At 35.2% G+C, this 24,507-nt stretch carries 22 protein-coding genes and 1 pseudogene; 17 read left to right on the top strand and 6 right to left on the bottom strand.

The window, feature by feature from the left end; genetic code table 11:
* Positions 1 to 75: 75 nt before the first annotated feature.
* Positions 76 to 531 carry a hypothetical protein gene (locus ABRS97_RS12495; RefSeq protein WP_367814272.1) on the bottom strand — a complete coding sequence of 152 codons (456 nt, stop codon included), beginning with the start codon at positions 529 to 531 and terminating at the stop codon, positions 76 to 78.
* A 256-nt stretch (positions 532 to 787) separates the two neighbouring features.
* Between ABRS97_RS12495 and ABRS97_RS12490 the strand changes: the two genes are divergently transcribed.
* From ABRS97_RS12490 to ABRS97_RS12480, 3 genes are all read left to right on the top strand, one after another.
* On the top strand, positions 788 to 988 hold the full coding sequence (locus ABRS97_RS12490) for a hypothetical protein (RefSeq protein WP_367814270.1): 201 nt from the start codon (positions 788 to 790) through the stop codon (positions 986 to 988).
* 109 nt (positions 989 to 1,097) lie between these two features.
* Positions 1,098 to 1,370: a hypothetical protein gene (locus tag ABRS97_RS12485; RefSeq protein WP_367814268.1), complete on the top strand. Its 273-nt coding sequence runs from the start codon at positions 1,098 to 1,100 to the stop codon at positions 1,368 to 1,370.
* Positions 1,371 to 2,042: 672 nt separating this feature from the next.
* Positions 2,043 to 2,201, top strand: coding sequence for a hypothetical protein (locus ABRS97_RS12480; protein WP_367814266.1), 159 nt, complete (start codon positions 2,043 to 2,045; stop codon positions 2,199 to 2,201).
* Positions 2,202 to 2,295: 94 nt separating this feature from the next.
* Here ABRS97_RS12480 and ABRS97_RS12475 read toward each other — a convergent pair whose 3' ends face one another.
* The 4 genes from ABRS97_RS12475 to ABRS97_RS12460 all read right to left on the bottom strand — a co-directional run bounded on the left by ABRS97_RS12475 (position 2,296) and on the right by ABRS97_RS12460 (position 7,648).
* On the bottom strand, positions 2,296 to 3,093 hold the full coding sequence (locus ABRS97_RS12475; protein WP_367814264.1) for a hypothetical protein: 798 nt from the start codon (positions 3,091 to 3,093) through the stop codon (positions 2,296 to 2,298).
* A 51-nt stretch (positions 3,094 to 3,144) separates the two neighbouring features.
* On the bottom strand, positions 3,145 to 3,804 hold the full coding sequence (locus tag ABRS97_RS12470; RefSeq protein ID WP_367814262.1) for a CPBP family intramembrane glutamic endopeptidase: 660 nt from the start codon (positions 3,802 to 3,804) through the stop codon (positions 3,145 to 3,147).
* Positions 3,794 to 4,330: an accessory gene regulator B family protein gene (locus ABRS97_RS12465; protein WP_367814260.1), complete on the bottom strand. Its 537-nt coding sequence runs from the start codon at positions 4,328 to 4,330 to the stop codon at positions 3,794 to 3,796. The genes ABRS97_RS12470 and ABRS97_RS12465 overlap by 11 nt, the downstream gene beginning before the upstream one ends.
* Positions 4,331 to 4,888: 558 nt before the next feature.
* Positions 4,889 to 7,648, bottom strand: coding sequence for an O-antigen ligase family protein (locus tag ABRS97_RS12460; protein ID WP_367814258.1), 2,760 nt, complete (start codon positions 7,646 to 7,648; stop codon positions 4,889 to 4,891).
* A 250-nt stretch (positions 7,649 to 7,898) separates the two neighbouring features.
* Here ABRS97_RS12460 and ABRS97_RS12455 point away from each other — a divergent pair, with 250 nt between their 5' ends.
* From ABRS97_RS12455 to ABRS97_RS12415, 9 genes are all read left to right on the top strand, one after another.
* Positions 7,899 to 8,675, top strand: a complete 777-nt coding sequence (locus ABRS97_RS12455) for an ABC transporter permease (RefSeq protein WP_367814256.1) — start codon at positions 7,899 to 7,901, stop codon at positions 8,673 to 8,675.
* A 16-nt stretch (positions 8,676 to 8,691) separates the two neighbouring features.
* The gene (locus ABRS97_RS12450) at positions 8,692 to 9,420 is read left to right on the top strand and encodes an ABC transporter ATP-binding protein (protein ID WP_367814254.1); all 729 of its coding nucleotides are present in this window, start codon (positions 8,692 to 8,694) and stop codon (positions 9,418 to 9,420) included.
* 24 nt (positions 9,421 to 9,444) lie between these two features.
* Positions 9,445 to 10,548 carry a UDP-galactopyranose mutase gene (gene glf / locus ABRS97_RS12445; protein ID WP_367814252.1) on the top strand — a complete coding sequence of 368 codons (1,104 nt, stop codon included), beginning with the start codon at positions 9,445 to 9,447 and terminating at the stop codon, positions 10,546 to 10,548.
* A gap of 17 nt (positions 10,549 to 10,565) precedes the next feature.
* On the top strand, positions 10,566 to 11,549 hold the full coding sequence (locus tag ABRS97_RS12440; protein WP_367814251.1) for a glycosyltransferase: 984 nt from the start codon (positions 10,566 to 10,568) through the stop codon (positions 11,547 to 11,549).
* 38 nt (positions 11,550 to 11,587) lie between these two features.
* Entirely contained in the window at positions 11,588 to 13,468 is a 1,881-nt protein-coding gene (locus ABRS97_RS12435; RefSeq protein ID WP_367814249.1) for a DUF4422 domain-containing protein, read from the top strand.
* Between the two features lie 2 nt (positions 13,469 to 13,470).
* Positions 13,471 to 14,973, top strand: coding sequence for a hypothetical protein (locus ABRS97_RS12430; RefSeq protein ID WP_367859110.1), 1,503 nt, complete (start codon positions 13,471 to 13,473; stop codon positions 14,971 to 14,973).
* 64 nt (positions 14,974 to 15,037) lie between these two features.
* The gene (locus ABRS97_RS12425; protein ID WP_367814296.1) at positions 15,038 to 16,153 is read left to right on the top strand and encodes an acyltransferase family protein; all 1,116 of its coding nucleotides are present in this window, start codon (positions 15,038 to 15,040) and stop codon (positions 16,151 to 16,153) included.
* 137 nt (positions 16,154 to 16,290) lie between these two features.
* Entirely contained in the window at positions 16,291 to 17,220 is a 930-nt protein-coding gene (locus ABRS97_RS12420; protein WP_367814245.1) for an NAD-dependent epimerase/dehydratase family protein, read from the top strand.
* 106 nt (positions 17,221 to 17,326) lie between these two features.
* The gene (locus tag ABRS97_RS12415) at positions 17,327 to 18,628 is read left to right on the top strand and encodes a glycosyltransferase family 4 protein (RefSeq protein ID WP_367814244.1); all 1,302 of its coding nucleotides are present in this window, start codon (positions 17,327 to 17,329) and stop codon (positions 18,626 to 18,628) included.
* Positions 18,629 to 18,634: 6 nt separating this feature from the next.
* On the opposite strand, the pseudogene ABRS97_RS12410 reads toward ABRS97_RS12415, so the two are convergent.
* Positions 18,635 to 19,698 (bottom strand): annotated as a pseudogene (locus ABRS97_RS12410) (IS630 family transposase).
* A 655-nt stretch (positions 19,699 to 20,353) separates the two neighbouring features.
* Here ABRS97_RS12410 and rfbA point away from each other — a divergent pair.
* The 5 genes from rfbA to cysC all read left to right on the top strand — a co-directional run bounded on the left by rfbA (position 20,354) and on the right by cysC (position 24,435).
* A complete protein-coding gene (rfbA, locus tag ABRS97_RS12405; RefSeq protein WP_367814242.1) occupies positions 20,354 to 21,226 on the top strand; it encodes a glucose-1-phosphate thymidylyltransferase RfbA in 873 nt (290 codons plus the stop codon).
* A gap of 72 nt (positions 21,227 to 21,298) precedes the next feature.
* Positions 21,299 to 21,844: a dTDP-4-dehydrorhamnose 3,5-epimerase gene (rfbC, locus tag ABRS97_RS12400; RefSeq protein ID WP_367814240.1), complete on the top strand. Its 546-nt coding sequence runs from the start codon at positions 21,299 to 21,301 to the stop codon at positions 21,842 to 21,844.
* A gap of 17 nt (positions 21,845 to 21,861) precedes the next feature.
* Positions 21,862 to 22,878, top strand: a complete 1,017-nt coding sequence (rfbB, locus tag ABRS97_RS12395; protein ID WP_367814238.1) for a dTDP-glucose 4,6-dehydratase — start codon at positions 21,862 to 21,864, stop codon at positions 22,876 to 22,878.
* Between the two features lies 1 nt (position 22,879).
* On the top strand, positions 22,880 to 23,731 hold the full coding sequence (gene rfbD, locus ABRS97_RS12390) for a dTDP-4-dehydrorhamnose reductase (protein ID WP_367814236.1): 852 nt from the start codon (positions 22,880 to 22,882) through the stop codon (positions 23,729 to 23,731).
* A 101-nt stretch (positions 23,732 to 23,832) separates the two neighbouring features.
* Entirely contained in the window at positions 23,833 to 24,435 is a 603-nt protein-coding gene (gene cysC / locus ABRS97_RS12385) for an adenylyl-sulfate kinase (RefSeq protein WP_367814295.1), read from the top strand.
* Positions 24,436 to 24,507 lie beyond the last annotated feature (72 nt).

The raw sequence follows: 24,507 nt of genomic DNA, 5'->3' as shown, positions 1-24,507 counted from the left end.
TTATTTTATACAAAAATACCGAGGCTATCTCTCAGGTCTTTTCAGACCTTTTGAGACAGCCTCAAGTTTTAATGTTTATGGAGTAGTAAAAGCAATAGTGTAAGGGGTGGAAGTACTATATTGATTTGAATTATGACCGAAGACTTTAAAATAAAGTGTATCACCAGGGTAAATAGGTGAAAATTGAACAGAATCAACCTGTCCAGCTCCGTTATCAGAAGAGTTCGTGACACTTTCGAAATTACCATATTGGGATAGGATTTGAGTGAATTGAAGATCAAAGTTTAAACCGGTTGGGTTATACAAATATACACTTCCGCTGCCAATAGTTGTTCCAGTAGTATTAGTCCATTTAAAGTAATCAACATCTGAGCTATCAGAAATGGTTTGGAGTGCTGCATTTCCTGGTGCAAGTGTGATAGCTGTTGATCTAGAATCAGCTACACCATCACTAGCAAAGGCAGATTGAGCACCAATTAGTAGCAGTGACACGGATGCAAACAATACAACGGATTTTTTGAATCTCATCATAATTCCTCCCAAAATTTACTATATTTACTTACAAGAATTATATTACAATAATTACCAAAATAAAGCAAATATAATATATTAATGAGATTTAATTACATTTAATGTAATATAATATAAAATATAACCATGAAAAAATGTGATTAAGGGACTGAAGCTGGAAAGTGGGGCTGCTCCTTTCACGGATGTGACTGCATCGGATTGGTATAGTGATGCCATTCAAACTGCGCATTCCTCAACTTAATTAGTGGTTTCGAAGATGGTATATTCCGTCCTTTGGATAAAATTACTTCGTGAACAAGCGATGCAAATCACTGATTTGAAAGCGAAGCTTCCATCCAAAGAAACAGGTAAACTGTTGAGTCAATTTGATGATGCAAGCACTGTGTATGATGGGGCCAAAAATAGTGCTGCCGACAGCTTGATACACGGCTTGAAGGATAACCTTTCCTTTTTATAAATCCGAAAAATTCCGAAAGCTAGATATTAAAATTCGAATCGATTCAAATAATTACAATCTATATATCGCAACATTTAAAATACTTCTTGCGTTATGGGAAGACGGATCCGTGTGGACAATCGAGGACAAAGGCATTAGCGAGTTTGCAGACATAAATGAGCATATTGTAAAAGTTGAAGTAACAGGAATGATAGGAGTCGCTATTGATAAGGATGGCAAAGTATGGATTTTTGAGTCGGCTCCCCAATGGCTAAGGAATGACCCAACCTTCTTACTGAATACTGAGCCTATGCTGCTGAGCGGACTTGATTATATTAAGGATGTGACTTTTGGATCAATAGGAGCATTGTTCTTAAAGGATGATGCAGTGTATGGACGATAGATTATCCAGAAGTAAGATCTAGTTCATCCTATTACCAAACGATCCAATCGACCAAGCCGATGTGCAAGTAAAGGATTTGAACAACGTCGTAAAATTAGGCTCTGACCTGGTTCTGAAGAATGACTGTACTGTTTGGATTTGGGGGCAGCATTTTGGACAAAAAGGGAGACGATGCAAGCGATCTTCCAGTGGCGCCATATCAGGTGTCAGATCTTACAGATATCGTGGATTATTCCAATGGTGGTGGACAATAGGAGCGAATTAGTAAGTAAGAAGCCTTTCATGAGTTCATCGAACTTTTGAAGGGTTCTTTTTTACATGTCTTTGTTGATTCGGTCATTGAAGTCGCTATCACGATGAATGTACTGTTGTTTGGTAGCTGTTCCATCGACTGCTGCGTAGTTGCCAGTGATCGAGCTTTCAGCTATCGGTAACGCGATGGTTGAAGGCGCGGCGGGTCTTGACCGTGGTCAGACGCAGCTTCTTATCCGTCGTTGAAGTCGCATAGGTGCCAGCCTGCTAAATCTAATACTATCAAACTAATTAAATTGTTGTTTTTCTCTTAACTTATTGTTAATATTTACATGTGAAAAAACTGTGAAATTTTGTTGGGGTGTCTTAGAAATAGGTTTATATCTCCAATCATTGTTTAGATGGAAAGGGGGTGTAACTATGAAAAGACTTTTTGCTAATATTGCAAACCGAGTATTGACTGCAATGGCACGCCGACAAGCGATAACTGGTTGCACATGGGGCTGCCATGAACAAGAGCTTCCAGCAGAATTACAGGAATATAAACATGAGCACATGAAACGTAAAGTTACTAAATAGCTAGCTTTATCAAAAATATGAATCATGGAAAAGATAAAGGAGATTTTCGTTAGTTTCAATTCGGACTAAGAGGAAATCTCCTTTATGTTTAAAATTAATGACTATCGTTCATTTTTTTCGTTTCTTCAACATGCTTTAGAAATTGTTCCATCGCTTTGGAAGAGGATTCGTATGCACCGTACCTTGCTTGGACATGTTCCTTATTCCGGATAAATGCATTAATGAGACTTGCAATAAGCAGGGAAACCGCACCAATAAATATCCAAATATATAGCGATGGAGCATGTAGTCCGAACCAGGAAACCTGCAGGTATGTAATCCCAACTAGCAAGATAGATGCCCAAATAAAATTTTTCCTATTAAATGCGTATTTCCCAACAAATCTTCTTGTTATAAACGACAAATTAATGTTCAATTTCTTAATAATCCACGCCATTGTAAATAGCAATAATGAATAAAGGATATTTGCTGTGGAATAATGCAGTAGGTTTGAATTAAGCTTTTCATCACTCGTTAATCCAAGTGAGATCCCGGAGAGAGTAACAGCTACATCAACAGTTACTGTGAAAATATAACCCGTTGCCACGACAATAAATGCATAAAGAAATGGATATCGTCTAATTAAAATCAATACTGCTACAAAAACAAATACCGTTATTAGTAGGAATAAGGGGCTATGCAGAATGAACTTTGTGTAATAATTAGTGATGGTTAACGCTAGTACAAGGATTGTAAGTTTGACATCATAGATTTTATCCTCATAAAAACTTTTTCCATTAAAAACATGCGATTTTTTAAGAGGCACCTGAAATAAACTGAATGTAAAAACAACCACAGCACAATACGAAAAGCCTGAGACAATAATCATACATAAGACCTCAAAAAATCCCATACTATCACTACTCCTTCTCTAAGTGAATATCTCTATTAATAAATGCTTTCTTTATTTTTTTGAGTGAATAATAACACCCGTTAAAACTAGTCTCAGGTCGTAAAGAACATGGAGAATGATCGGCATGAGCAAGCTCCCGGTTAGGACGAATATGAGCGTAGCAGCTGTAGCAAATATAAAGCTATTTAGAACCCCTCTCCATCCCTGAAGAAAATGCCCCAGTCCAAAAGAAATACCTGCTGCAAGAAAGCTAAGCCAAAGTGGCAGTGAGAGATCATGTAACAAGACAGGTAACAATCCTCGCCACAATACTTCTTCACAAAAGCCAACCGTTAAAGCCACCAGTACAAATAAGGCTCTCTCTTTTAAAGTAAGCGGTATTGAATTATTAAGAATGACTTCGCGTTGTATGGTGCTGCGATAACTTTTACTCATTAAGGCTAGTACAACAGGAAGTGCTTCTGAAAGCAGCCAAACGAGAATTACTGTCCATAGGCATAATTTGAAAATAAGTGATATTTCTAATTTCTCCACTGTGAAGTGGAGATGCCTTGGGTTTACCATATAAAGAAAAGCTGTGAGCATCCAATACCAGCCGATCAGAAACAAATAGAACTTCAATTTACCGATAGATGGTATTTTTTTGTAATACAGGTAACCGAGAAGAGGAAACAAAGTGATGAGTACTATCGACAAGCTTTCAAAATCCATAACGCTTCGCTGCTTTTTGTACACTTTTAAGTAAAGTTAATGCCTGCAGGAAAAAAATGATGGCGAGCAGAGGAGACTGAATGAAGAAATTGATGCTGATCACACAAGCAGCAGCCATCTTAATCGCTGGATATTGACTTTCCGTAAAACGGCTGATGTTCGTTGGGGCCCTAAGTAAAGTGATGAGAAGAGCTAAAACATTGGTAACAATACCGAGGTACCAGTAATTCATAGGTATATATATGGATGCAAGCATGAAGAATGCGGTAAGCACATTGCAGGCATTAGAGTGCTTCAGATGCAGCCCGCCGGAAAAATAACGCAGAACTGGAAAAGCAATAAGTGGAATAAGCGAACGCCAAAAGCCGCCTGTCAGAATGCAAACGATTTCGACTATTGAAACAATGGCGAGGTAATTAGACAGATTTATTAGTGCATACTTCATGACATGAACCGAAGATGAGGGTTGCGTGCTGTTGTTATGTATGGAAGTTGCGATTTTTTCGGCAATTTGATTTACGAACATCGTACCCTTCGCCTCCCGAACGCACTTTCTTCTCCTATACATATACCATTATTTTAAATAATTCAACAGTTTTCTTGTACATCAGGCTAACAGTTACTAAGCGGCTTGGATGTTTGCGTAGATTTCACTTCGAAATCGCCCATTTCTACAAAGAATAGGCGATGGTACACTCCGCGGACTAGGGATAAACGTATATTAACACAAACCTATATGAGGAGTTGACGTTTCATGGCTTACCAACCCAACCAAGGAAAATATCAATGTCCCCCCGCGGACCCTATTATGACTGACCCCCAAAGAATCGTAAGAGACTATTACCACCCGCAAAAAGTTCAAGTTATTCATCCCATTGAGATCATCAACAGACATCACTGCGTCCCTTGTTACGAGCATGTGTACACATGTTCGGAGAAAGACGTGTACTGCGGCGGCCACCACCCGCATCAAGGTTTTCCAAGAGAATAGGGAGCGAAACAACCCCTGGCTTTGAATCAGCAATGATTCGGGCTGGGGGAAGACAACAAAAAAATGCCACATCGACTGTGGCATTTTCTTTATTTATTTTAACTGGAAGTTTGTATTTATTAAGGAATCGACAACTTGTTTCTCGTTTGGATCTTTGGCGATCAACTTGTCTATCAGCGCTTGATCCACAGTCCCTTGCTTTTGTGTAGCCGCCGCATACCATCTGGCAATCAAACGGTTCGTCTGGTCATCTAACTGGTCGCTGAGGAATGGCTTGAGCATGTTCACGGCTTCTGCGTAATCGCCATGCATGAAGGCAGCTTGTCCTCCACTCAAGGCAATGCCTTGCGTAACTTTGAAGTCACGTTGGCCCTCAGGAGAATTTTTCAGCAACTCGATGCTCTGTTGAACTTCGGAATATGTCGACATCGCTTGGTTTAAGTAATTATTGTAGTCTGCTTTCATATTGTTAGCCTTTGCTTGATTCGCAAGTTCTACATTTAACGAAAGACTTTTCTCATACATGTTCACGGCAGTAGGGTAATCCCCACGCATGAAGGAAATTCGTCCTACACTCAAGGCAATGCTAGGAGAAACCGAGAAGTCACGTCCTTGCAACTGTCCCTTAGGCAAGTTTTTTAGTGATTCGATACGCTGTTGAACTTGAGAATAAACAGCCATCGCTTGATCCAGATGGTTATTATACTCTGCTGTATTGTTCTCCTTCGCTTGATTCGCAAGATCCACATTTAATGCCATGCTCTTCTCATACAATTCGATATACCAAGGGAAGTTAGGAATTTGCTTGTTCGCCCAATCCAGGGCATCCTGCTTTTTGCCTTGCATGAGCAGTATATTTAGCTGTTGATAGGCAACGAATCGGTTATGTGGTTCTTTGATCATCAACTGATTTGTTAGATCTATTGCTTGATTTATAAAAGTCTCGCTCTTCTTCGGGTCTTCCGCTTTAACTTGACTATAGACTTGAAGAAGAATTCCGATTCTGTTGATTGCCCCCGTTAATAAATAGTCAGGGTGAGCTGGATGAAGAGCAATGGCTTTGTCCAGTGGAGTGACAATTTGATTGTAATCTTTACTCCTTTTGACGACTTCAATCGCTTCTTTATACGAGCTATTCGCAGAAACAAGCTGCACGGATATATAGAACATGATGATGGATAAGACGGCCAGCAGCGCAGGGAATGCTTTGTGCAAAGCAACAGAATCTGATTTCATACGGAGCGGTTTAGATGCGCTGTTAGAAAGCATGGCCCCGAGTGCAAGAAACAGCAAAGCGCCCAAGTAAACATAGCTTAAATCGAAGTCAATCATACTGTGAACAAGCAAAGCAACCGTAACAATAAAGAAGAGAAAATGCAGATCCCTTTTTTCTTGTGAACTCTTCATGTAGCTTCGGATATAGAAGACCATAACCGCAATCACGAATCCGACAAAAGCAAGGAATCCTAATGCACCAGCCTCGACTAAATACTGTAGAGCAAAGTTATGAGCTTGTCGGCTCGTATATGGGTTATTTTGATATTTCTCGTAGAGAGATGCCCACGCGCCACCGCCTGCCCCGATAATCGGATAGTCGGACCACAGTTTCACAGCATCTTTATAAAAAGTACCTCGCTCCAAAACACTGTGCTGCTGGAAGTCAATATTGGCGAGACGTGTCTTAACATTCTCAGGAAGAACATTTTTCAGTCCTGTATCACTAAGGAGCAGAAAAGCCCCAAGTAGACCGACAATAATAGCTCCAATAGGAAGAATGAAAGTCGCAAACTTTTTGGCCGCAAAACGAGCCGTGATACGCTCTAACCAGGGCGCCCCAAAGAGTTGAATAACGATAGCGAGGGCGGCAAAGGCTACGGATGCAAGAAGCAAAATTGACCAACCGTTCCAAGAGCCTGAAGCAGTTGGTAGTTTTTGCAACTCAGTGCCTATCGTCGTTATTTTTGTTAGAATAAGCAGAGAGGCAGCAAAGGCAAGTCCAAGCTGAATGAGTGCCAGGATTTGTCTGCTAATAGTGAGAAAGAACAGCATGATCAAGAAAATAACGGGAATAACAACAATCGCACCACGAGAGAGGGTAAGCCAGAAAGATACAATCATCGGCACCATCATCAGTGCGTGGGGCAGCACTGCATACCATTTTCGAGACTTCACAATGAAAAATAGGGAGCCAAGGAACAACATAATTAAGTAGGCCGCGTAGGTATTTGCATATTGGAATACGGAAGTGAGACGCAGACCGTTGGAGTCCGTCATAACGGCATTGCTGTATATATATGGATTGCTTTCATTCATTATTGCAAACCAACTTACCAAGTGACCTGCAAAGTTACCATTACCCAGCCAATACATAAGTCCAAATATGACAACGAAGTAACCGGAGATCATGACGATTCCGGCAGTAATCGACGTGCCAAGCTTGTTTTTTGTCAGAAATACGCCTAAAATGAAGAAGGTTGCATACAGCATTTGTATGTAGACCATATTCGTTGCCATGTAATGAGATGCTGCATTCGACAACGAAACTACATAAGTGAGCGGCATCAGCATGACCAAAATGGTCATTACATCTTTTTGTTCCTTAAGCTTATAAACGAAAAAGGCAAGGATGGCGATCAAAAGCAAAATGATGGAAGACCACGCCGAAGCGGAGTAAATAGATCGCTCAAAATCAAAATTACCGGCATTAAATAATGCCCGTTGAAACGGTGCCCAGAACATAAACAAGCCAGTAAAAATGGCTAAAACCCAAAAGATCACAGAGCTTTTCTCTGTCGTTATCGTTCCATTCGACTTCGCTCGCGAAGCCGCGTACGCATTCTTACTTGCACTCATGAAAACAGTCTCCTTTTTTGCTAAAGTTCGTGTTTAATTTTAGCATATTGGGAGGTGGTTTCCAAATGAATGTTTTGATCAGACTAGGGTGAGTAGGTAAACATGCGTGCTTTCAAATAATTGTCTCGTGCGGTGAACGCGTAATAGATCTCTTGCTCTCATGAAATGATTCACTGAAAATAAAAGTAACTTCGAGAGGTAATGAGAATGCAAAAATGCTTGAAACATCAATAATAAAGGATTGATATTAATGGAGCAATACATTAAAAATTTTATGAGGTACACACATCTATTAAAGGAGTTAGTTGCTAGGGACTTAAAGGTAAAATACAGGCGCTCAATATTAGGTTATTTGTGGAGTTTGTTAAATCCATTTCTGATGATGATTGTACTTACCTTGGTATTCTCTAACCTTTTTAAATTTGATATACCGAATTATCCTATTTATTTGCTTACTGGGCAACTTATGTTTAGTTTTTTTTCAGAAGCAACCAGTGCAGCTATGTCATCTGTTTTTTCAAATGCTTCGCTTTTGAAAAAAGTATATATTCCTAAATATATTTTTCCTTTATCTAAAGTTTGTTCAAGCCTGATTAATTTATTGTTTTCACTGGGTGCCATTGTAATTATGCTATTTATAACCGAAGTTAAAGTAACAGCAACAGTATTTTTGTTTCCACTTCCAATTTTATATTTATTCCTCTTTTCTTTAGGGTTGGGGATGATTCTTTCAGTACTAGCTGTATTTTTTAGAGATATGCTGCATATCTACGGTATTCTCTTGACTGCTTGGATGTATTTTACTCCGATATTTTATCCAGTAAGTATAATCCCAGATTATTTAAAAGGAGTTATTGATTATAATCCTTTATATTATTATGTGGAATATTTTAGAGAAATAATTTTATACGGGACGTTGCCAACGATTCAATTAAATTTAATTTGTTGTTTAATAGGCGTTATAACACTTATAGCTGGGATGTTTATTTTCTATAAAAATCAGAATAAATTTATTTATTATATGTAGATACAGTGAGGTAATCATGGAGAATATTGTTGAAGTAAGAGATGTGTCAATAAAATTTCATTTGAATAGTGAAAAAGTTGATAGTTTGAAGGAATATTTCGTTAAGTTTGTTAAAAAAGATCTTGCTCACGAGGAGTTTTGGGCCCTAAATAATATATCTTTTGATGTGAAAAAAGGTGAGGTTTTTGGAATCGTAGGATTTAATGGTTCGGGAAAAAGCACCCTTCTTAAGACAATAGCGGGGGTACTCAAACCAACAAAAGGGAATGTAAAAGTGAATGGAAGCATTGCTCCACTTATAGAACTTGGAGCAGGATTTGATATGGACTTGACAGCATCGGAAAATATTTTTTTGAATGGTGCAGTGTTAGGTCATTCTAAATCGTTTATGAAGGGGAAATTTGAAGAGATTATCGATTTTGCTGAATTGCACGATTTTGTAAATGTTCCTATCAAAAATTATTCATCTGGAATGATTGCACGATTAGGTTTTTCTATCGCAACTTTGGTCACCCCGGATATATTGATAGTTGATGAAATATTAGGGGTAGGCGATTATAAGTTTCAAGAAAAGTGTGAGTTAAAAATGAAGGCAATGATGGATGGGGGGACAACTATTTTGTTAGTTTCTCATTCCATGAGCCAGATGAAAAAAATGTGTGATAGGGCTGTTTGGATTGACAAGGGGGAAATAATGGCAATTGGAAATGCGAGAGAAGTTTTTAATAGCTATACTGAAAGTTAATCAAGCAAAGAAAAGGATGGTTTTATGAAATATGATTACTTGATAGCTGGAAGTGGGCTATATGGTAGTATTTTTGCATATGAGGCAAAAAAAAGAGGTAAGAAATGTCTTGTAATTGAGAAAAGAGACCATGTTGGAGGTAATATCTATACTGAGAATCAATATGACATAAACGTTCATAAGTATGGTGCACATATTTTTCATACTCATAATAAAGAAATATGGGATTACATAAATCAGTTTGCCGAGTTCAATCATTTTATTCTTTCACCAGTTGCAAATTATAAAGGTGAGATCTATAACTTGCCTTTTAATATGAATACTTTTTCCAGGCTATGGAACATTGCAACTCCAAAAGAAGCACAAGACATTATAGCTGAACAAAGTAAGAAGTTTTATACTGAAGAGCCACAAAATATTGAAGAGCAAGCTATAAATTCGGTTGGAACGGACATATATGAAAAACTGATTAAATCATATGTTGAAAAGCAGTGGGGAAGAAAATGCACAGATTTACCTGCATTTATAATTAAAAGATTGCCCTTAAGGTTTACTTATGATAATAACTATTTTAACGACAGATATCAAGGGATTCCTATAGGCGGTTATACAAACATAATCAATAAAATGTTAGATGGTATAGACGTTGAAACCAATGTAGACTTTTTTCAAAAGTATAAAGATTTTTCGAAATATGCAAACAAACTCGTGTTTACAGGAATGATTGATGAGTACTATGGATACAAGTATGGAGCGCTTGAGTATAGAAGTTTGAAATTTGAAAATGAGGTACTGGGCATCGAAAATTATCAAGGCAATGCTGTAGTAAGCTTTACTGACTCCGACACTAAACATACAAGAATTATTGAGCATAAGCATTTTGAGTTTGGTAAACAAAAAAATACTGTAATAACAAAAGAGTATCCAAAGGAATGGGAAGTAGGCGAGGAAGCTTATTACCCTATTAATGATGATAAGAATAATAGTTTATTTAAAAAATATTTAAAGTTAGCTGAAAATGACAAAAATATACTATTTGGTGGGAGACTTGGAACTTATAAATATCTTGATATGGATAAAGTGATTGCAGCTGTGCTTCTTGATGTTAAACGAGAGTTTTTAAAGTAGCAAAGGAGATTAATATCGTGCCAGAGATTTCTATAATTGTACCTGTATATAATGGTGAGGCATACTTAGAAAAATGTTTAAATAGTATAGTTAATCAAACATTCAAAGATGTTGAGATTATTTGTGTAAATGATGGTTCTACGGACTCTACATTGGGCATTTTTGAAAAGTACAAAAAAAAAGAAGACAGAATAGTAATAATTAACCAAGAAAACTCTGGGCTATCTGCTTCAAGAAACAATGGAATGAAAATTGCAAAAGGTAAGTATATAGGTTTTGTTGATGGAGATGACTTTATAGATGAAAAAATGTTTGAAGAATTATACCTCTTAGCAGAAAAAAGTTCATCAGATGTCGTTGTAACTGATTTTTGGTTATATTATGGAGATGAAAAACCTCTAAAGCCTTTTAGAGATGAAAAAAATTATCTTTTACTAAAAGGAAAGAGTTTTAATATCAAAGAATTTCCATGGATATCAACTAGTATCGCAGCATGGGATAAATTGTATAGAAAAGATTTTCTGACTACTAATAGCTTAAGTTTTCCAGTTGGAATGATTTATGAAGATAGATTGTTCACAATACAGGTGCTTGCTTTAGCAAAAAAAATTTCTTTAACTAATAGTAGATTGTACTATTATAGAAAAGATAATGAATTGTCTATTACGTATAATGAACATAAAAACATTAAATGTCAAAATGATTTTATTCAAATGTTAGATGAAAGTATAAAGTTTTTAAAAGAAAATGGGCTTGGGTATGAAACTTTGCCATTTTATTTAGTAAACTGCATTGAGGGAGCTTTTATGCATCAATATAATTCATTGCGTTCAAAAACTTTTTCAAGCTTTTTTGATAGATTAAGAGAAGTTCTACTAGAAGATTTGCCATTAATAAATGAAATTCATCATGATCACAGGCTAAAATCGTATGTAGACTTTTTAATTAACAATCAAAGAAATAAATGTTTAAGGTTTTTCAAATTATTTGTTAGTTTGTAAACCCTGAAAAATATATTTGTGATTTTATTGGAGGTTCTATGCCAAATATAAAGATATTTTCTACTCATATTCCAAATAAACAAAGTTATAAGGTAAAGAATGAAATATTTATGCCGGTAATGGGTGGTGCTACAACTAATAATAATCAAGAGATTCAAGGTGACAATATTGGAGATAATATCTCGAGTTATAACCCAATGTTTTGCGAACTTACTACTCAATATTGGGCGTGGAAAAATGTAACAGCTGATTACTATGGTTTTTGCCATTATAGAAGATTTTTTTCATTTGCTGATGAAAAATTACAGGCGGATGATGCAGGGGTTGCTGTTTTACCTTCATTAAATGATAAATCTGTTGAAAAGCTAAATTTAGATAAGACAGAGAAGATTAAGGAAATAGTATCTGGATATGATGTAGTGCTTCCAGAAGTAATAGATTTAACAAGAACAGGATTTAAATCAGTTACAGAACAGTATAAATCAGCGCATAAACTTAACTATGATGATATAGAACTTATGCTTTCTGTTATAAGAGATATATATCCTGAAGATCTAGAATACGCGAATAAGTATCTTAACGGTAAGAGTATATATTATTGTAATATGTTTATTATGAAAAAGGATATTTTCTTTGAATATTCTGAGTGGTTATTCAATATATTATTTGAATTTACTAAGAGATGGGATAATAGTAATTGTTCTATTGAACATTTAAGAACGCCGGGTCATCTTGGAGAAAGGTTACTCGGTATTTTTTGTTTAAAGTTACAAGAAAATAAAGAAATAAAATTTACACATAAACAATTGGTAGTTTTTGCAAGCACATCCCATTCAAACGCTATAACACCTGTATTTTCAGAAAAATATATACCAGTTGTATTTAATATAAATAATAATTATGCTCCTTTTTGTGCAGTCACTATTAAATCAATAATTAATTGTTCAAGCAAAAACAATAATTATGATTTAATTGTACTTGAACGTGAATTGTCCGAAAGAAACAAAGAGATTATTAGTAGTTTAATAAGAGATTTCCCAAATTTTTCGATAAGATTTATTAATGTTGCATCAAAAATTAATGAATATAACCTTTTTGTTTCAAGACACTTTACTCCAGAGACATACTTTCGGTTATTAATACCAGAATTATTATGTAATTATGAAAAAGTTATATATTTGGATGTTGATCTGATAGTAATGAAAGATATTTATTATCTATATGAGTATGATATGGATAATAAGAGTTTAGCTGGAGTAATAGACATAGTATCAGCTGGAGTAATAAATGGTTTTGACAAAAAACAGAAAAATTACTATAAAGAGCATGTGTTGATTAAAGAAACAAATTTATTGAAGATGATTAATGGTGGAGTCTTAATTTTAGATCTTAACAAAATGAGATCTAGGTATACTTCTCATGAACTATTAAGATATGCTGAATTAGGCAATTTTCAATTTTGTGATCAAGATGTGCTGAATGCTCTTTTTCAAGATGATATCGAATATCTACCTTTTAACTGGAATATCGATCCATTTTCAGAAGGTGATTTTAGACATTATGTATCAACATTTGCACCCAAAAATACCTTTATGTTATTTAAGGCAGCGATAAATGAGCCATATATAATTCATTTTGCAGGAACTGAAAAACCGTGGTTTAATTTTGAATTAAAATATTCGGATGTTTTTTGGAAATTGTTAAGAGAAACCCCTTACTATGAATATATACTAAATAAAAGAATGCTTGATGTTGCATGGTGGGTTAACAACAGTAACGGCAATACTAATGATAAAATAAGTAAAGTATATAAATTTATTTATTTTATGAAAAATAATATTGTTGTTCTGATAATGCTCCCAATGGGAAGTAAAAGAAGGGAAATGTTTAAGAAATTTTACAAAAAATTAAAGAGGTAATAATGAAAAAAATTGAAAAGTGTATTTTGCATATTGGCACACCAAAAACTGGAACTACATCAATTCAATTAAGTTTAATCGAAAATAATGTTGAATTGATCGAACGTGGCATATATTACCCTAATTTAACGTATGGTTCTCATATTGAATTTTTTAATCCTATGTTTTTAGGAAATAATAAGGAATTATCAATTGAAAATACTTCTAGAATTTCTGAATTGGTGGATATTTGGGAAAATGAATTTGCTAAATGTATTGCATTGAATTGCGATAAAATGATTATATCATCCGAAGAATTAGTATATATGGATATTAGCTCCATTAAAGAGATTAAAACATATCTCCTTAAGTATTTTAACAATATTTGTATAATAGCTTATTTCAGACATTTTCAAACTTTTATTCCAAGTCTAGCTAATGAATTGTGTTTCCTTGGTCTAGATGGGGATTTTTATGATGATAAAGATGGAAATTTTAGAAGTAAAGATGGTTATAGTCCAATTAAAATATTTTTTTATAAAAATGAGCATTTATATACCTCTTATTTAAATAGTTGGATATCTGTTTTTGATAGAGAAAATTTTTTGATTAGACCATTTGATATCGAAAACTTTTACGGAAAATCTCTTTTGTTGGATTTCTTGCATGCAATTGATAAAAATATTAATTTGGAAGATGAAATGAAATTAGTTGAAAAAAGAGATAATGTAAAGTCTAATGATTTTTTACTTCCGTTTTTGAATAACTATTCGTACTATTTTCCTGATAAAATTGAGAACAAACATAATCCAAAGCGTTTTTTGGAATGGGGCTATAGATTTGGTTTGTTCAAATTTTCTGATCAATATAAATTTGATATTCAAATAAATTATGATGACGAACATGCAAACATCTTAAACAAAGAAATAGATTTTATAAATCAGTTTTTTGATAATGGCTATAAATTTCAAAAAATAGTATCAAATGCTAATGAACCTTCTGTTTATCCAACATTTGAAGATATTCCTTACAAATTTCACGCTGAGCTTTTTAATAATAGTTGCAAACTTATAGGAATTTATAAAGTTGAACAAGATAGAATTCATAACGAATATTCAAATTTATCCAATGAACTTGAAAAGGTTAATGCAGAATGGGGAAAACAAAAAGATTATATTGAAATACTTCTTTCTGAAAGAAATAATTTAACAGAAGAAGTAGATAGAGTAAATACAGAATGGGGTAACCAAAGAGACTATATTGAAATGCTCCTTTCCGAAAGAAATAATTTAACAGAAGAAGTAGATAGAGTAAATACAGAATGGGGTAACCAAAGAGACTATATTGAAATACTTCTTTCTGAAAAGAATAATTTAAGAAGAGAAGTAGATAGAATAAATACAGAGTGTAGTAACCAAAGAGACTATATTGAAATGCTTCTTTCTGAAAAAAACAATTTAATAGTTGAATTAAGTGAAATAAATAGTTCATTTTTTAGAAAAATTATAAATAAATTCAAGAAATAAGGTTGTCATTATTAGATTTTTTCTGATTTTGTCCATTTACCGATTAGAAAGGAATGTGAATTAAATCGCTAATATTAATGAAAAATGTAATCTCAAAGATGAAAATGTTTGTCGGCAGGAAGGAAGATTACATTTTATTGCCCTATTAAGAGTTCCTGCTATATTACTTGTTCTATGGGCTCATTTTGGGGGTTTATGGACTGAGCAATCTAATATTAGTTGGAGATTCAAGGAAATAATAAATAATGATATTAACAAACCATTAGCTATTTATGAAAATTTCGGTTTTTTTGGGGTTTGTCTGTTTTTTATAATAAGTGGTTTTATCATTACGTATGTTGCTCAAAGGGAAACTGTCAAAGCATTTATCATTAAACGTGTTTTAAGGATTTTTCCTGCCCTACTACTTTCAACTACTATTTATTGGATATTTCAAAAGGTTATCAGTTCATTATCAGGTGTTCCGAATTATTGGTCACAGTTTAGCTTAAAAGATTGGTTTCTCGATGCCACTTTGTTAAATTATTTTTTCAACAAATCGAATGCTATTAATGGAGTTACTTGGTCATTAATTGTTGAAGTGCTTTTCTACACTTTAGTGGCTTTATTTTTTTGGTTTATAAAAACAAAACCGAAAATTGCACTATCTCTAATGATTTATGTATGCGTACTCAACTATGTTGTTTTCACTAAATCAGATCTTCATGTAAATCAAATCGCTATTTCTATTTCTTATATACCATATTTAATTTTTGGGCAAATATTGTATTATTTGTGGAGTAATAAAATAACATTTAAATGGTTTTTATTTTTTAATATAATTAACTATTACTTAGTGATAAAGAATATTGCATTTTTTTATCCACAGTATTATATAGATAAAAGTTATGGTGTTTCTTTGTTATATGCTTATTTAATTTTTATTGTATGCATGTTATTGAATGATAAATTGAAAATGAATAGGTTTACCACAGCAGTGTCAGAAATGAGTTATTCTCTCTATATCAATCATATGCCGTATGGTTTTTTCATATTATCACTGATGTATCCTTATGTTCAAAGACAAGGTTACACTTTACAATTCATTATTGCGGTTGCGGTTATTTCTCTTGTAAGTTATGTGAAATACAGATTTATAGAAAAAACATTTATTTCACTCGGGAAAAAATTCGCAAAATAGTATTCCATTCCAGTTTAATTGTGGCTCTTCTTCTATTTCCCATTTTTGTTAGTCTACTTTTTGCCTTGGTTCAGTATAAGCCTATCCGCAGATTTTAGGCTAAAAAATATTTTATAAATACCTATGGAGTGGTGATTATGGAGAATATATTTATTTTAGGTTGTGGTTATTTAGGTTTTAGTCTAGCCCATTTTTTTAATGATAAAAATCATAATGTTACAGTTTTAGGTTTTGAAAACGATTATTCAAAAAGACTTAATACGGAGATTAAGTTTTTTAATACAAGATTTACCAACCTTGATGAACTTAATCAATTTAATTTTACTAATGCGATTATTGTAAATGCACTAGGTACTATAAATGCGAAAAATAAGATTGATGACATCATAGCTGACATTAGTTTTTATGAAACGATTTGTAATTTACATTTATATCTTTCAGAGTACAATATTAAGAGAATATTCTTTATATCAAGTGGCGGTACAATATATGGAAATACTATAGAAGATATGGTGGATGAGAATACTAAAGAAAATCCAACAAATATATACGGGTTACAGAGACTATTTATAGAACATTTTATAAAAATCAATAATATTGAAAATAAAATACCTTATACTATTTTTAGACTAGCAAATCCTTATGGTGGTTATCAGCTTCTTAATAAAAATCAAGGAATAATACCAATTTTGATTAACAACATTTTAAATAATAAGCATATGGATTTTTGGGTGCCATTACATTTACAAAAAGACTATATAAACATATTAGATTGTTGCAGAGCCTTTGAACATGCAATTTGTAATAATAATATGATCAATGAAACATATAATCTTGGTAGTGGCACCAGTATAAGTTTGTTAGATTTAATAACAAAAGTAGAAGATGCTACGTGCAAAAAGTTAAATTATAGTAACAATTTTAATGATAATGATGTATTTAATAATTACTCACTTGATGTATCTAAACTGTCAAATGCAGGATTTAAATCTATTATTGATTTAGATTTTGGGATTAATGAAGAAATTAAACGTATTAGATCTACTAATTATATAAATCAACTTTGATTTCCGAACATGCCCAAAGACATGAATAATTGTTCATTGAGCAATTTTAGCATTTGCATGCCTATTGTTACGGAGATTTTAAACAGTTTCTTAAGGGGATTCTTTTATGCAACTGATTGATAAAATTAGATTGATATTTAAAGTCATTAAAATTGTTCGTAATAAAAAAAAAATTATCAGAAATGTTTTTATGGTCTTTAAATATGAAGGTCTCAGGGGTGTTTGGGACAAAATTTATTCCATCCCGCAGAAATTAGCGGTTAACCAAAGTAAGTGTGAAAATACAAAAGAAGTTGATTACATTGCCTTTGATGAACTGATAGAAAACAATAGCCGGAGGCGCAAAATTTTAATTGTAGTTCACGAACTGTCTTTAACTGGTGCACCGATTGCAGCATTTTTTGCTGCAAAAATAATAAAAGAAAACGGTGATGTTCCTGTTGTGGTTTGCGAAGAAGACGGACCACTAAAAAATGAATTTGCAAAACAAGAGATATTGGTAATAGTTGATTCCGGGCTGAAACAAGAAGATAACTTTAAAAGATTGGCTTGCAATTTTAATTTGGTGATAATAAATACTATCGTTCCCGCGATGTATATTAATTTTTTAATAGAAGAGACAATACCCGTTATTTGGTGGATACACGAGTCGAAATTATCATATAGCACTTGCCCTACGCCTCTTCCAAAGGAATTGCCAGACCATATTAAGGTTTATTGTGGTGGTGAATATGCTAGAGCAGCGTTGTTGGCGCATAGAAGAAATTATAATGCAGAGATATTGCTCTACGGCATTGATGACATCTCTCTAGAAACAGATATTAAGTTAGAGGATGATAAAGTTGTGTTTTCAATTGTGGGAACCCTTGAATACAGAAAAGGGCATAGAGTGTTTATTAAAGCTGTTCAATTGATGCCTGAACATTTGCGTAACAAATGCAAATTTATAATTGTTGGGAAAAAAGTGGATAATATTTATTACGAGGACGTTTTAAGATTTAAAGAGAAATTCTCCGAACAGGTAGTGGTATTGACAGAATTGCCAAGAAATGAAGTTATAAATATTTATAACAAAAGCACGGCGATTGTTTCCTCATCTTTAGACGACCCAATGCCCATAGTTATGACAGAGGGCATGGCGTTATCAAAGGTGTGCATATGCTCAACAGGCACAGGCACGGCATCTCTCATAGAGGACAAGTTCAATGGTTTAGTTTTCAAAAATGGAAGTGCCAAAGAATTGCTAAACAAGATGATATATATAATAGAAAATCGTGATGAACTCGACAATATTAGGTACGAAAGTAGGAAAATATATGAAGAATATTTTCAAATTTCAGTTTTTAAATATAATTTGCTAAAAATAGTGGACAAAGCCGAAGATGCAGTTAACTATGTATCTATATAAGTTGAACTAAAAATATTCAGGTAGTTGATCACTTTCCAAACGAAGACAAAGGCGATCGATAATCGACTGAGCATCGAGGGAAATGTTTTCATAAACGCAGCAACTTTCGAACGAATCTCAGAAACGGTATGAAAAAATACATTGTTAATGACATCAGACTTCAACCATTTCCAAAGTCCTTCGACCAGATTCAGCTTCGGACTGTATGGCGGTAAGAAAACCAATTCAAGACGCTCTTGGTGATTTTCCAAAAAGGGTTGAAGTCATTTTGCGTGATGAATACGGGCATTATCAGAACCATTACAATCTTTCCATGAGGGTATTCTTCGAACACCATTTTAAGAAATGACAGAAACGTCTCTGCGTTATACTGTTCATCTTCTTTCCAAAGAATCTGGCCGGTCGCATAATTCAGCACGGCCAGTAGTTTAACGCCACGATGTTTACCTGTTGTTTGGATGATGCGTTGCTTGCCTTTGAGGAACCACGTATGCTGAAGCGCCTGGTAATCGCGGATCATGGACTCATCTTGGAAGAGCAAATGAGCAAATTGCTCTTCCATTAGTTTTTTTTCAAATCAGGGAACGTCACATCTGTAAAGACTTGTTGCTTGGCTTCATCTGCCGCAGCTAGCGTATACGTGGGCTTGGTATAGCTCAGTCCAAATCGGTGCGCCATTTTAGAAATGCCACGTAACGAGTAGGTATAATCGAACTCCCTCTTAATGTATTCGCCGATGAGATGAAGGGTCCAGCAGTATTGCTCAGAAATCCTACTTCATGTGGAACAGAAGAAACGATGGTATGTTTAAGTTGCTCTTGCTGTTCCTTCGTCAGTCGTTCAGGGGCTCCAGTTGAATAGTTCATTTGCAATCCGGCTACTCCGGCCTCCCGATAGGCACGCAAATATTTGTAGACCGTTCGTTCCGTTCTGCCGATGATCTCGGAGACCTCTTTGGCATTCTTTCCTTTCAAAAGCAGATAAATAGATTGATAACGCTCGAACATACGCCGATCTTTCTCTTTCTTCATTAAAGCTTCAATTTCAATGAATGCCTGTGTCGATTCCATGTTTTCACCGTCGCTTGTATGATTTTATATTTTTATTTTGACGGCATGGAAATGAATTCCCTTAGTTCAACTTATATAAGAGGTGTTTTTCTCAAAAATAAGAATATGAGGTGTATGTGTTATATTAAATAAGATTATTTGGTGCAATAATTGCTTGTGAAGCCAAATAGCGTTAAGCTTAAAAGAGTTAGGATGCATTCATTTGAAATTTGCAAAAAGCTGCACCATTTCAGCAAAGGCAGGGATGATTGAAAGTCCTTACTAATAGAAATTCATTATAACAACAACGGAAGTTAAGTCAAAAATATGAAGCATGAAAAAATACTGAGAAGAAAGGTGGTGAATCTGTTACTAAAAACCAATAATAAACAAATACGGATTATCCAAAAACTGGACTTGAATGTTAAATGATGAATAATCGTTCATCTGTCTGATTCTGTTCGCAAACAAAAATTCTATCACTCTAAAGCTATTTTTAAGGCTATCTGTTAGAGTGTCAGAATTGCGATGTAGAATAAGACAGAGATTTTTAATTCTAGTTTGAATCTGAGATATGCTAGAATATACGAATATCACGGTATGATAACGTATAGATGTTTGTGGCTAAATGGGTAATGATCATTTTTGTTTATGGTTTTAGTAGCAGTATCTGCCAGTGAAAGGGATTATTCTAGCAGGAGGTAGCGGTACACGACTCTATCCCCTAACCAAATCAACATCAAAACAATTACTTCCAATTTATGACAAGCCAATGATTTATTATCCATTATCGGTATTAATGTTAGCTGGAATTAAGGAAATTCTTATTATCTCGACACCTGATGATATTCCTAGATTTGAACAGCTGCTGGGTAATGGACAAGATATAGGAATCAGTTTATCCTATGCTATTCAGCCAAGACCAGATGGTTTAGCCCAAGCTTTTATCATTGGTGAAGAGTTTATTGGCAATGATGCGGTTGCTCTAATTCTTGGTGATAATGTTTTCTATGGTCAGGGATTTACTCACATGCTTGAACGTGCTGTAAGTCGTGAAAGTGGAGCAACTATTTTCGGCTATAACGTCAAAGATCCTGAAAGGTTTGGTGTTGTTGAATTTGATGAATATGGAAAGGTAATCTCTATTGAAGAAAAACCGTCAGAACCAAAGTCAACGTACGCAGTAACAGGGTTATATTTTTATGATAACAGGGTTGTTGAAATTTCGAAAAACATAAAACCATCTGCCCGTGGTGAATTAGAGATCACGGATGTAAATAGAGTTTATTTAGATTTAGATGAATTGAACGTTGAGTTGTTTGGTCGTGGATTCGCATGGCTAGACACAGGTACACATGAATCATTACTAGAAGCATCCATGTTTATTGAAACCATTGAGCGCCGCCAAAGTTTAAAAGTTGCTTGCCTTGAGGAAATTGCTTATCGAAAGGGTTATATCACGAAGGAGCAGCTGTTACAACTTGCAGAGCCTTTAATGAAAAATACATATGGACAATATTTAATTGATTTAGTGAAACGTAGACGATAATCAGATTTGTCTTTGGTGATCATTGTGGTTTATATATCCCTAGATAGTTAAACATAAAAGAGGGTGTTTCAGATGAATGTTATCTCTACAAAGCTTCAAGGATTATATATCATTGAGCCCGATATCCATTCTGACAATCGCGGCTTTTTTATGGAAAGTTACAGCAGTCGAAAGTTTGATGAACTAGGTATCAATTTTCTTGTTGTCCAAGATAATCACTCCTTATCTGTTGAAAATGGTGTCATTCGTGGCTTGCATTATCAGTTAAATCCAAAAGCACAAAAAAAACTTGTCAGAGTTATTTCTGGTGCGATTTATGATGTTGCTGTAGATATCCGCAAGAATTCACCTACTTTTGGTCTATGGAATGGAGTTATTCTAAGTGAAGCAAACAAGCGTCAGCTGTTCGTCCCGCAAGGCTTCGCTCATGGGTTTTGTACCATTGTGCCGAACACACAAGTGCTCTATAAAGTTGATGAATACTATTCACCTGAGCATGATCGTGGCATTTTGTGGAGTGACCCGGCTCTTGGTATTGATTGGCCTACGTCAAGACCTGTTCTTTCAGAAAAAGATCAACAACATCCTCTGTTGAAAGATGCAGAGATCAACTTTTAGAAAAGGGAGAACCTAACATGAAACTACTCATCAGTGGTGGAGCCGGTTTTATTGGCAGCAATTTCATTCATTACATGCTTAACCGTTACCCAAATTACAAACTTATCAATCTAGATGCACTGACGTATGCAGGTAATTTGGAGAACCTTACGGGGATCGAAAACAACAGCAACTATACATTCGTTAAAGGCGATATCGCTAACAAAGAATTAGTGAACGGCCTCTTCGAAAAAGGTATCGATGCTGTTATTCACTTCGCGGCGGAATCGCATGTGGACAGAAGCATCTTGGAGCCGGATGTATTCGTAAAGACGAACGTTCTCGGCACACAGGTACTGCTGGAAGCAGCAAAGCAATATGGAGTTCAAAAGTTTGTTCATGTATCCACGGATGAAGTATATGGAACATTAGGGGAGACAGGATTGTTTACGGAAGAAACGCCGCTAGCTCCTAATAGTCCTTATTCTGCTAGTAAGGCAGGCTCAGACCTTTTGGTTCGCTCCTATCATGAAACATTCGGACTTCCAGTTAACATTACCCGTTGCTCTAATAACTACGGGCCGTATCAATTTCCAGAAAAGCTTATTCCGCTCATTATAGCTAATGCTTTGGCTGACAAACCATTGCCTGTATACGGAGACGGGTTGAATATTCGTGATTGGCTATATGTCGAAGATCACTGCGGTGCGATTGATTTAGTGTTACATAAAGGTGTTAACGGGGATGTTTATAACATTGGTGGAAATAACGAAAGAACAAATATTCACATCGTACAAACGATTCTTCGCGAGCTTGGCAAGCCGGAGTCTCTTATTCAGTATGTAAAGGATCGTCCAGGACATGACCGTCGCTACGGAATCGATGCGACGAAGATTACGACTGATCTAGGCTGGAAGCCTGTTCATAATTTTGAAACAGGTATCAATGAAACGATTCGTTGGTATTTGGATAATCAAGCTTGGTGGAAACGAATCCAATCTGGGGAGTATCAACAATATTTTGCACAGCAATATGGATCTCGCTTAGGCATCTAAAATGAAGATATTAGTGACGGGGGCGAACGGTCAATTAGGACAAGACTTAGTAAAACATTTAGGAAATGAACATGAGGTTTTCGGTTTGGGAAGAGATCAGCTAGATATAACAAACGAAAATCAGTGTTATAAGGTTATTTCAGATCTAAAACCGGATGCCATTATCCATAGCGCTGCTTACACGGCAGTGGATCGGGCTGAAGCGGAAGAGGACTTAGCCTACAGGATTAATGCATTTGGTACAAGGAATCTCGCCGTTGCAGCTGAAAAAATCGGAACTAGACTGTGCTATATCAGCACGGATTATGTTTTTGATGGTACTGCGTCTAAGCCTTACAGGGAGTATGATACTACGAATCCTCAGAGTATTTACGGTAAGTCAAAAAGGGCTGGAGAGAGACTTGTTGAATCAATATCTTCTCGCTATTTTATTGTCAGAACTTCATGGGTATATGGACTCTATGGAGTTAATTTCGTAAAAACGATGCTCAAGCTGGCTCAAGATCGTGATACACTGAAGGTTGTGAATGACCAAATCGGTTCTCCGACTTATACGGTAGATCTTGCTCAGTTCCTTGAACGGTTGGTGCAAACCGAGAAATTCGGTGTGTATCATGCTTCTAATTCTGGATTTTGCTCGTGGTTTGATTTTGCTTGCGCCATTTTTGAAGAGAGTGGTTTACATATAAAGGTGGAGCCTTGCGCAACAGAGGAATTTCAAAGGATAGCGTCTAGACCGCGCTATACTGCGATGGAGCACTTGGCTATTCGCGCAAATGGTTTTGAAGATTTGAGGCATTGGCGGGAGGGATTAACAGAATTTCTTAAGGAATATACAGAATACAGCAGCTGAGTGACGTGATTTTTAAAAATAGATTACTTGAACTGATGCAATGGTTTGTGAATTTTTTCTTCATAAAGTTAACACGATAGCAGTAAAGGTGGTGCAGCATCATAGAAACCTCATCTTTAAACCTAACTGTTCAAAGGTCAACTATTAATAGACAGGATCGTAATGTTCTTAATCAACATAGGAGCTGTGTGTTGTGGCTTACTGGTTTGTCTGGGTCTGGAAAGTCAACATTGGCTAATGAGGTAGAGAAGCAGCTTTACACAAGAGGAGTCCGCACATATATTCTCGATGGAGATAACATTCGACTCGGTCTTAATAAGGACCTAGGTTTTAGAGCCGAAGATCGAAAAGAGAACATTCGCAGAATTGGTGAGGTATCCAAGTTATTCGTAGACGCAGGAGTGCTCGTGATATCGGCATTTATTTCACCTTATAGAGCAGATCGGGAAATGGTAAAAACACTGTTTGACGATGGTGAATTTATTGAAGTTTACTTGAACTGCTCCTTAGAGATCTGCGAGCAGCGAGATCCCAAAGGGCTATACAAAAAGGCTCGGATGGGTGAAATTAAAGAATTTACTGGAATTTCTGCACCCTATGAGACCCCAAGTTCACCAGAATTGAATATTGAAACAGGGAATTATTCTCCTGAGGAGTCAGCTCAGCTCATAATCGAGTATTTGATTCGACAGCAAATAATCTAAAAATAATATACATCGCAGTCAGGCTTGGAGGGTTTTTATTTCCATAATTGAAGGAGTTGCCGGAGATTGAAG

Source organism: Paenibacillus tabacirhizosphaerae (assembly GCF_040812395.1).
Classification (GTDB): Bacteria; Bacillota; Bacilli; order Paenibacillales; family NBRC-103111; genus Paenibacillus_E.
This window is presented reverse-complemented; position numbering and strand designations above follow the sequence as displayed.